Origin of the sequence: Candidatus Rhabdochlamydia sp. W815, assembly GCF_018642185.1 — a bacterium.
Lineage (GTDB): Bacteria > Chlamydiota > Chlamydiia > Chlamydiales > Rhabdochlamydiaceae > Rhabdochlamydia > Rhabdochlamydia oedothoracis.
The window spans coordinates 1-8155 of record NZ_JAAVTY010000067.1 but is presented as its reverse complement, the minus strand read 5'-3'; the positions used below and the strand labels follow the sequence as shown (position 1 = coordinate 8155).

9 protein-coding genes and 1 pseudogene are annotated in these 8155 nt (G+C 34.5%); 5 read left to right on the top strand and 5 right to left on the bottom strand.

Annotated elements, in window-relative coordinates; all coding sequences use genetic code 11:
* Nucleotides 1-149: 149 nt before the first annotated feature.
* Complete coding sequence (locus RHOW815_RS05420) at nucleotides 150-542, bottom strand: hypothetical protein (protein ID WP_215217317.1); 393 nt, start codon at nucleotides 540-542, stop codon at nucleotides 150-152.
* A 277-nt stretch (nucleotides 543-819) separates the two neighbouring features.
* Between RHOW815_RS05420 and RHOW815_RS05415 the strand changes: the two genes are divergently transcribed.
* The 4 genes from RHOW815_RS05415 to RHOW815_RS05400 all read left to right on the top strand — a co-directional run bounded on the left by RHOW815_RS05415 (nucleotide 820) and on the right by RHOW815_RS05400 (nucleotide 5652).
* A complete protein-coding gene (locus RHOW815_RS05415) occupies nucleotides 820-960 on the top strand; it encodes a transposase family protein (RefSeq protein ID WP_215217316.1) in 141 nt (46 codons plus the stop codon).
* A gap of 130 nt (nucleotides 961-1090) precedes the next feature.
* Nucleotides 1091-2776: a DNA mismatch repair endonuclease MutL gene (mutL, locus tag RHOW815_RS05410; RefSeq protein WP_215217315.1), complete on the top strand. Its 1686-nt coding sequence runs from the start codon at nucleotides 1091-1093 to the stop codon at nucleotides 2774-2776.
* On the top strand, nucleotides 2760-3833 hold the full coding sequence (locus RHOW815_RS05405) for a M24 family metallopeptidase (protein ID WP_215217314.1): 1074 nt from the start codon (nucleotides 2760-2762) through the stop codon (nucleotides 3831-3833). Before mutL ends, RHOW815_RS05405 begins: the two co-directional genes overlap by 17 nt.
* Nucleotides 3834-3858: 25 nt before the next feature.
* On the top strand, nucleotides 3859-5652 hold the full coding sequence (locus RHOW815_RS05400; protein WP_215217313.1) for a sensor histidine kinase: 1794 nt from the start codon (nucleotides 3859-3861) through the stop codon (nucleotides 5650-5652).
* On the opposite strand, the gene RHOW815_RS05395 is transcribed toward RHOW815_RS05400, so the two are convergent.
* From RHOW815_RS05395 to RHOW815_RS05380, 4 genes are read right to left on the bottom strand one after another with little or no spacing between them, the layout of a single operon-like run.
* On the bottom strand, nucleotides 5649-6500 hold the full coding sequence (locus RHOW815_RS05395) for a hypothetical protein (RefSeq protein WP_215217312.1): 852 nt from the start codon (nucleotides 6498-6500) through the stop codon (nucleotides 5649-5651). The genes RHOW815_RS05400 and RHOW815_RS05395 overlap by 4 nt on opposite strands.
* Entirely contained in the window at nucleotides 6497-7075 is a 579-nt protein-coding gene (locus RHOW815_RS05390; RefSeq protein WP_215217311.1) for a type II secretion system protein, read from the bottom strand. The genes RHOW815_RS05395 and RHOW815_RS05390 overlap by 4 nt, the downstream gene beginning before the upstream one ends.
* Nucleotides 7076-7104: 29 nt before the next feature.
* Entirely contained in the window at nucleotides 7105-7290 is a 186-nt protein-coding gene (locus tag RHOW815_RS05385) for a hypothetical protein (protein ID WP_215217310.1), read from the bottom strand.
* Between the two features lie 5 nt (nucleotides 7291-7295).
* The gene (locus tag RHOW815_RS05380; RefSeq protein WP_215217309.1) at nucleotides 7296-7724 is read right to left on the bottom strand and encodes an IS1634 family transposase; all 429 of its coding nucleotides are present in this window, start codon (nucleotides 7722-7724) and stop codon (nucleotides 7296-7298) included.
* Between the two features lie 258 nt (nucleotides 7725-7982).
* Between RHOW815_RS05380 and RHOW815_RS09080 the strand changes: the two are divergent.
* Nucleotides 7983-8060: pseudogene (locus RHOW815_RS09080) on the top strand (transposase); the annotation flags it as partial.
* Nucleotides 8061-8155: the final 95 nt, after the last annotated feature.

The following is an 8155-nucleotide window of genomic DNA, read 5'->3' as shown; positions in this document are numbered from 1 at the left end:
CTAAGTCAGCTCTCTGGCTAGGGATCAGTTTTTTCATACTCAATAGCTTAACACAAAACAAAATATTTTTCTATACGATTGAATCGGAACCACTATAGATGCCTTTGCAAGCATGCAAGAATGTTTAATTCCTGCATGCAATATAGCGTTTAGATTACTTGGGAAAAAGAAGAACTCTCTTCTACTTGAGGTTTAGCAACTGTGTCACCAATTATGATCATGACTCGTTCTTTTGTTATAGGAAGAGTTTCTTCTTTTAAACAATCAAAGAGCTTAGAAACACAATCTTGAACTGCTTGATCTAATTTTTGAAGCTGTGTTTCATTTGGGAATGTTATTTCCCTATTAAGAGGGTCAAATACAACAGATCCGTCTTGGTTAGCTTTATTAATGTTAAATTTTGCTCCATTATTTTCCCAAAATCGTATAACCATCTTTTTTGTTTCAGGGCATTCTGGATAAAAATTGTCTGCTGTTCCATTACAAGCAGATGTAGAAATGTTATGTATGCGGCAAACGTCTTGAAAAGCTGAAATAGACATACTTACCTTCCTATTTTTTTGATTAAAAGGTCGTTTTCAAGCAATAAAACCAGATATCAATTAAATATTTATTTTTCAATCGAAAATTGAAAATCAATTAAATATTTATTTTAAGTTAACCTTAAGATTTTGGGAAGGAGCACTATTTTTTAATATAGGAAGTATGTTCTACAGTAAAACTATCCTTAGGAAAATAACAGGGCCAACGCATGAAGATTTTTCTTGATAATTGAGAGATAAAAAATGATTCTGGCTCCTTTTTCATAAGGAGTATAAAATGGAAGGATTCATTCATTCTTCATCTATTATGATGCATTTTTCGAAATTACCAGACCCAAGAAAGACGCGCAATCAACTATATAGCCTTCATGATATTATCAGCACATCTATGCATCATGTCGTAAAGATTATTTATTAGATCTGATAGGTGCAAAGGAAATTCTTCATGCGTAAGCCCTGAGGAAAATAAGGAGACTTCGAGTGTGTTCTTTTATATCTTGTTCTTTATACTATTGTAATCGTATTTATATCGGTATTTTTAGAGCTATATGAAGATCAGAACTTTAGATGAACAAACCATTAATCAGATTGCTGCAGGGGAAGTAATAGAGAATCCGGCATCTGTAGTAAAAGAACTGGTGGAAAATGCTGTTGATGCAAGAGCATCTCAAATTAAAGTGGAAATCTTGAGTGGAGGATTTCAAAGCATTACTGTTAGTGATAATGGATCAGGTATGAGCCGAGATGACGCTCTGCTTTGTTTTACACATCATGCTACATCTAAAATCCAGAAAGTAGAAGATTTATCTTATTTATCTACAATGGGATTTAGAGGAGAGGCACTCTCTTCGATTGCTGCTATTTCTAAGGTTACATTAATTACTTCTTATGCATCGGTAGGGGTTAAGCTGGAAGTAGAAGCTGGTAGGGTTTTATCCATAGATCCTGCTCCTAGAGTGAAGGGAAGTAGTGTGGAGGTGCGTTCTTTATTTTATAACGTTCCTGCTCGCAAAAAGTTTCAAAAAAGTGTTTCAGCAAGTAGTGCAGAGATTACCAAATTAATGACTTTTTTGAGTTTAGCTTATCCAGAAACAGGGCTTTCTTTATGGCATCAGGATAAGAGAGTTTTTGATTTTTGTGCTTCTGAAAATAGGCAAGAAGAAATACTTATGCGTGCTAAGACTCTGCTTAGTAATGATTTTGTAGAGGATATTCATACAATTGCACATAAGCAAGAAAGTTTTGAGGTCATGGGATTTGTAGCCTCTCCTTTAAAAGTGCGCGTAAATCGTTCGGGGCAGTACCTATTTGTCAATCGTCGAGTTGTTGTTTGCCCTATTTTTAGTTATGCAGTGCGAGATGCTTTTTCTACGCGCATTGAAAAAGATCGTCATCCTTTATTTGTTCTACATTGTACAATTGCTCCGCATTTAATAGATGTGAATGTCCACCCACAAAAAAAAGAAATTCGTTTAAAGGAAGAAAAATATACCAAAAATTTGATTCAATTAGCTGTGGAAAAAGCGTTAGAAAAAAGAAGCGGAAATCAAACTGGACTCATGCCTATTTCATATGGGCATCAAGAAACCTCTTTTTGGATAAAAGAACCATCTGCACATATTTTATGTGAATCTTTACCTAAATTCAAACAAGAATCATTTATAGATGCAATAGAGATCATAGGGTTATTTTCTCATTATCTTTTTTTACATCCTCAATCTGCTTTATTGAAAATAATAGACACAAAAGAAACCATAGCCATGATAGGGATTGATTTATATGCAGCAGAATCAAAGATTTTATTCGATAAAATGAGGAAAAATCAAGAACCTAAGGGATCACAAGCCTTGTTATTACCCGATACTATAGTTTTTTCCAAAGCAGAAAGCGAGGGGATATTGTGCATATTAGATGAATTGCATCAGCTAGGTTTGAGAGTTTATCCCATTGGCAAGACTGCTTTTTTAGTAGAGGCTATACCTGCATTTATGAAACAAGATCAAGTAAGAGATCTCATGTTAGAGTGTTTACAAGGTAATAAAGAAGAGAGGAATAGAAGATATGCAGCCATTTTATGCAGATGGGTTCGTAAAAATAAACAGCCATTTTCACAAGATAGAGCCCTGAGGTTAGTAGAGCAATTGCTTTGTTTACCAGATCCTCTTTTTTGCCCTTTAGGCAAAAGGATTATAAGTTGTATTACAAAGGTACAAATAGATGATTGGTTTAAATGAAAAGGAAGTTTTTTTGAAAAGAATAGCTAGGTTATGGGAGCAGTTAGAGAGTTCTATAGAAGCATGTTTAATTGAAGATCCCATAGATCTCTATTACTTGACCGGTTTATCTCTATCTAAAGGATCTCTTTTGTTGACTCGAAAAAAGCAGCTTTTACTTGTAGATGATCGATATTTTCAATCAGCTATAGAAAAAGCAGTTGTAGCAGTTGAAAGAGATCAACAGGTTGCTTGGGAAGAATTTTTTGCACATAGCTTGTTTAAAAAAATAGCCTTTGATTCTGAAAAGGTCTCTTATGAGCGATATCTTGAGCTGCAGAAATATAACAAAGATTTCATTGCTCATTCTAGCTTACTTAAAAATGTAAGAGCGATTAAAGATGCGTTTGAGATTGGGAAGATTACCATGAGCGCTCAACTCTTAAGACGAGGTTTTTCTCATATTTGTTCTCTTTTAAAAGTGGGGATTACAGAAAAGGAATTGGCTAAAGAATTTGAGATTTTCTGTTTGCAGCAAGGGGCGGATAGCTTGGCTTTTGAACCCATTATTGCTTTTGGTAAAAATAGTGCAATGCCTCATTACCATAGCCAAAATGTGGCCTTACAATCAAAAGATATCGTTTTAATAGATATTGGAGTCGTTGTCGATCACTATCATTCCGATATGACACGAGTTGTTTTTTTTGAAGAACCGCACTTACAGCTTTCTTATTTATATCAGATTGTAAAGCAAGCTCAAAAAGCAGCTTTAGATCTTTGTATTCCAGGAACCATACTTGCAGAACTTGATTTAGCAGCACGAGAGGTGTTTAAAAAACATGATTTAGAGCCATTTTTTGTGCATAGTCTAGGTCATGGAATTGGTTTAAGAACGCATGAATTTCCTCGAATTTCTCACCAAGGGAAGGAAGCACAAGTGGTTTTGCAAAAAAATATGGTTGTAACAATTGAACCAGGATTATATCTACCAGATATTGGTGGAGTGCGGTATGAAGATATGATTCTTATTACAGAAGAAGGATATCGTTTCTTTTACCCCATTGACCCACACGAATAATCATAAAAAAAAGCTATAAATCATTATGAAAAACAAGCTTGGATTTCGTCAAAAAATCATACTCAGCCATATTTTTTTATTTGTGGTTTTCATTGCTTTTGCTTTTCCGTTTATTACTAAATCGGTGCAAAGAATCCTATTTAATAGTTTACATGTAAGTACTTCTTACCTTGTGAATTTATTAGAGAAAGCACGAAATGAACAGCAAATTTTAACTCTTCTGCAAGATGCAGATGACTATATCTTTTTTCATGTCTCTCTTTTTAATGATAAAGGCGAAGCATTATATGATTCTTCTTTAAAACAAGTGACTAAAAGAGAAGAGATAAATCCTTTAACACACTCAGAGGTTGTAGATGCTTTAGGGCACAAAATTGTGTATTTTATAGGTTATAATAAACAAGAAGCAGAAAAGCTGGCGTATATTACGCTTCCCTTTCATGTAAATAACCAAACATACATTTTGCGAACAGCTATTCCCTTTTCTCAAATGCATGAATTTACTCGTGAATTTGAAATGTGGTTTTTGGCTTTCTGCTTTCTGGCCATGCTATTTTTTGCTGCAATTACTTGGTTGATTTTTCATCGGATTAATTATCCTATTCAACAAATTATTCGTGCGATCAAACCCTATCAGTTAGGAGTAGAAACCGTCATTAATCCGATTGTGTTGAGCGATTCTATCGATGAAAAAGATCAGTTTTATCAATTAGCACAAACATTAAATTCTCTTTCAGAGCATTTACGTCTTCACATTAAACAAATTGTTGATGAGAGAAATGAAAAAGAAGCTATTTTAGATTCCCTAGGAGAAGGAGTTATCGCGGTAGATGCAGAGATGCATATTCGCTATATCAATTTTATGGCTAGTAAAATGCTAAGGTTATCTAAAAAAGAAGTATTAGGAAATAGGTTTACTTTTATTTTGGAAGAAACACCTGATGCCAAGTTACTCAATAAATGTAGACAATTGCTAGAAAGCTGCCAAAAAAAACGTGCTTTACTAACCGATTCTATGATCGTTATCAATGGAAAGAAGAAATATATCGATCTTATTGCAGCCCCTAAAAACCATCGAAGTGGAGCTATTGTGGTTCTGCAGGATAATACCAGTCATTACAAAGTACTGGAGATGGGGAAAGATTTTGTAGCAAATGCTTCTCATGAATTGCGCACTCCCATTACCATTATTACAGGTTTTGCGGAGACTCTGCAGGATTTGCCAGACCTGCCGCGCGATGTTGTTATAGAAATCACGGAGAAAATCGTTCGTAATTGTCAGCGTATGGATAGCTTGGTCAAAAATCTATTGACTCTAGCTGATTTAGAAAATCTTCCTCCCTCTCGATTTACAGAATGTGATGTGGTAGCTGTTGTAGAAACCTGTCGCCAAGTCGTATTGTCCATTTATGAAAAGGCTAAGATTCACATTGAGAAAAGTGAGGAATCAATTCTTGTAGCAGCTGATCCAGATATCTTAGAATTAGCAGTTATTAACCTATTGGATAATGCTGCCAAATACTCTCCTCCTCCGGCTGAAATTTTGGTGCAAATTACACAACTATCAGAAGAGGTCTCTATTACCATCCAAGACAAGGGGATAGGCATCCCAACAGCAGATCTTGAGCATATTTTTGAGAGATTTTACACCGTAGATAAAGCGCATTCAAGACGTTTAGGAGGAGCCGGCTTGGGTCTTTCCATTGTAAAGACCATTATCGAAAACCACCACGGGGTTATTTCGGTAAAATCTGAAATAGGCGTAGGGACTACCTTTACTATTTTGTTGCCTAAGTTAAAACGGATACTACCTGTTTAATCCTCTTTTCTAAAGCTGAGTCCATTTTGGGTTTTTTTAGAAACTGTCTTTTTTTGATGTAATTGTGCTCGGCAATATTTTTTGATGGTTTCATACAAAGCTGTTTCTGTTGGGTATTGTTTAATCAAAGATTCTAGTTCTTGTTTATTGAATAGTTTTGTTTTCCCGCTTTCCCACTTCTTCTTTTCACCTGCAATAATTTTATGAGTGAACTCCTCTCCAAACATTGCTTGTAAAACAAAAAAATGAGCGGAGCATAAATAACAACAAGCTCTGTTTTTATGAATCATGAAAAAATCGGCAAGCGGTGGGATTCCTTTTTTTTGTTGAATATCGTATTGGTTAGTCCCTTGAATGATTTTATAATAGCTCTCTTGTAGAAGAGGGTCTTCTGGCATAAGTTCGCTCAAAATAGGTTCGTTTAGTATTTTTGCTTTAGCAAGCAAAGCATTTAACAAAGTGCAAGCTGCTTGGTTATCGGGTAATATAGTTGGGTAGATCAGACATAAAAGCCTAGCTGTAATAGCATAAAAAGGATGGTTTTGAGGTTCTTGTTCTTGAATTAAAGGATACAGATTCAATTGCGACCCTTTGAGTGCTTGTGAAAGACGAGGAGATTTGTATTCTGTCCTGCGTTTTACCGGAGCTTTAGGCGTATTTCCTTGTTTTTGTGTTGTAAGTGACTTATAGCTAAGACCTGCTACGCCATTAAAGTGTTTTTGTTTCGACTGGTAAAAATCTTCTATCTTATGTATTAATACTCCTGTCTCTTTTATATCCTTTAATAAGGAGTTGGATAGGAAAGTAAAAATCGCAAAAATTGCAAGAATAAAGGGGATTACATTCATGATTTTACAATATAGATAATAGGATTTTTTGGTTCTGTAACAAATAACACCAGATCATAGGTATCCTGATCTATTTTTAAGTGTAGGCAAATCATTTCAGGAAGTTGTGTTTTTGTTTTTAGCCATTTAGATTCCCAAATAGCTTTTGTTGGGTCAAATACCTCAAAGGTAAAAGCTTGAATATTTTCTAATAAGACCTCATCCCTTTTACTATTTTGTTTAGAAAAAGTGCTTAAAACAAGCTGCTTATGTTCATTTACATAAAGCATAGAATGAATCGTTCCACAAAAATTTATATCTTTATCTTTATTCTTATAGTAAAAAGACAATGCGGGATGATCTTCATAGGAATCTACATAGATACCAGATTCGTTTTTAGCCAGAGAATTTATGATTTGATTCATTCTCAAACGCATCATTTCACGAGGAAAAATGGTTTGTTTTAGTTGAGTGATTTCCTGCTTTTTCTCTAACGTTTGCCTAAGCAAAGAAAATAGAAAACTCAATATGATCCCTGCTAGAATCAAGCCAATCAAAACTTCTAATAAGGTAATGGAGTGCTTTTTCTTAGGCATTTTTAAGTCATCCTTAAAGCTGATAAATCCTACATTCCTAGACCTACAGCGCGATTTTTTTGAATTAATCCATACATTCGAGTAGCTGTTTCCCCAAATAATAAAATGATTTTTCTCCGAATCTCGTTGAGATTAGTGATCACTTCTCGAATAGTGTATGAAAGCAATTCATCGTAAAAATAGACCACACCTATTCCTTCCATAACTTGGAACATCCACCTTAAAGTGTTTGCCACTTCCTTGACTCAGCTGATTTAAGTAAAGTACTTTTTTGTGCTTTCAGTTGCTCTCTTAACCTATATTGGCCAATATTATAAATCATTAAACATAAAGTCATTATCATCATCAGAGCTTCTATTCTTCTGGGTAATTTAAGAAAAATAGAGTCGACCATAAACCAAGGATCTTTTAAAAAACGAAATCCTCCCTCCACATTCTGCTGTTCTTTATATTCCTCTAGTATTTGTTTATCTTTATAGCCTTCTGAATCCAATTCGTTAGTAGCCAAAATAAATCTTCCCTTCTTATTCAAGATATTGTTAATTTTTTCTTGATTTCTTCTAAACGATGTTTCCATTTTATAGTCAACTATGACCTTTTCAGCCCCATTTTTTGGTTTGCCTCGACCTAGATACTTACTAACAGACATGCCATAATTGTACACAAAAAAGGGGTTTCTCCTTAAACGGAGTAGGTTAAACTCTCCAATATAAACGAGATTTTTTCAAATCTCAAAACTGCTCGTTAAAGAGCAAAAAAAATGAGAAGCAACCCATGAAGCATTATATTGGATTAGATGTATCAATGAAAAGAACTTTTATCTGTGTATTAAATGAACAAGGTAAGACCGATAAAAATGATGTACGAGGGATTGCAGAAGCCCTTCAATCAGAAGAAAAAAGCATTTTATATCTTTTGTGGAATTTTGTACATTTTAAAAAGTGGTTGCCAGTGGCGTATGTTACCCATAGATTATCCTAAATGGGAAGTCTTTTCAAGTTTGAAGTGCACAGAAGAATTAAAAAAAGAATAGGCAGGCGATGAAAGAATCTCTATTGTGATTTTTAACAATCAAACACA

Bases quoted from the DNA above. Each gene is read 5' to 3' on its own strand.
- mutL (WP_215217315.1), top strand. From the start codon at position 1,091: ATGAAGATCAGAACTTTAGATGAACAAACCATTAATCAGATTGCTGCA.
- RHOW815_RS05385 (WP_215217310.1), bottom strand. From the start codon at position 7,290: ATGTTCCAAGTTATGGAAGGAATAGGTGTGGTCTATTTTTACGATGAA.
- RHOW815_RS05420 (WP_215217317.1), bottom strand. From the start codon at position 542: ATGTCTATTTCAGCTTTTCAAGACGTTTGCCGCATACATAACATTTCT.
- RHOW815_RS05395 (WP_215217312.1), bottom strand. From the start codon at position 6,500: ATGAATGTAATCCCCTTTATTCTTGCAATTTTTGCGATTTTTACTTTC.
- RHOW815_RS05390 (WP_215217311.1), bottom strand. From the start codon at position 7,075: ATGCCTAAGAAAAAGCACTCCATTACCTTATTAGAAGTTTTGATTGGC.
- RHOW815_RS05380 (WP_215217309.1), bottom strand. From the start codon at position 7,724: ATGTCTGTTAGTAAGTATCTAGGTCGAGGCAAACCAAAAAATGGGGCT.
- RHOW815_RS05405 (WP_215217314.1), top strand. From the start codon at position 2,760: ATGATTGGTTTAAATGAAAAGGAAGTTTTTTTGAAAAGAATAGCTAGG.
- RHOW815_RS05400 (WP_215217313.1), top strand. From the start codon at position 3,859: ATGAAAAACAAGCTTGGATTTCGTCAAAAAATCATACTCAGCCATATT.
- RHOW815_RS05415 (WP_215217316.1), top strand. From the start codon at position 820: ATGGAAGGATTCATTCATTCTTCATCTATTATGATGCATTTTTCGAAA.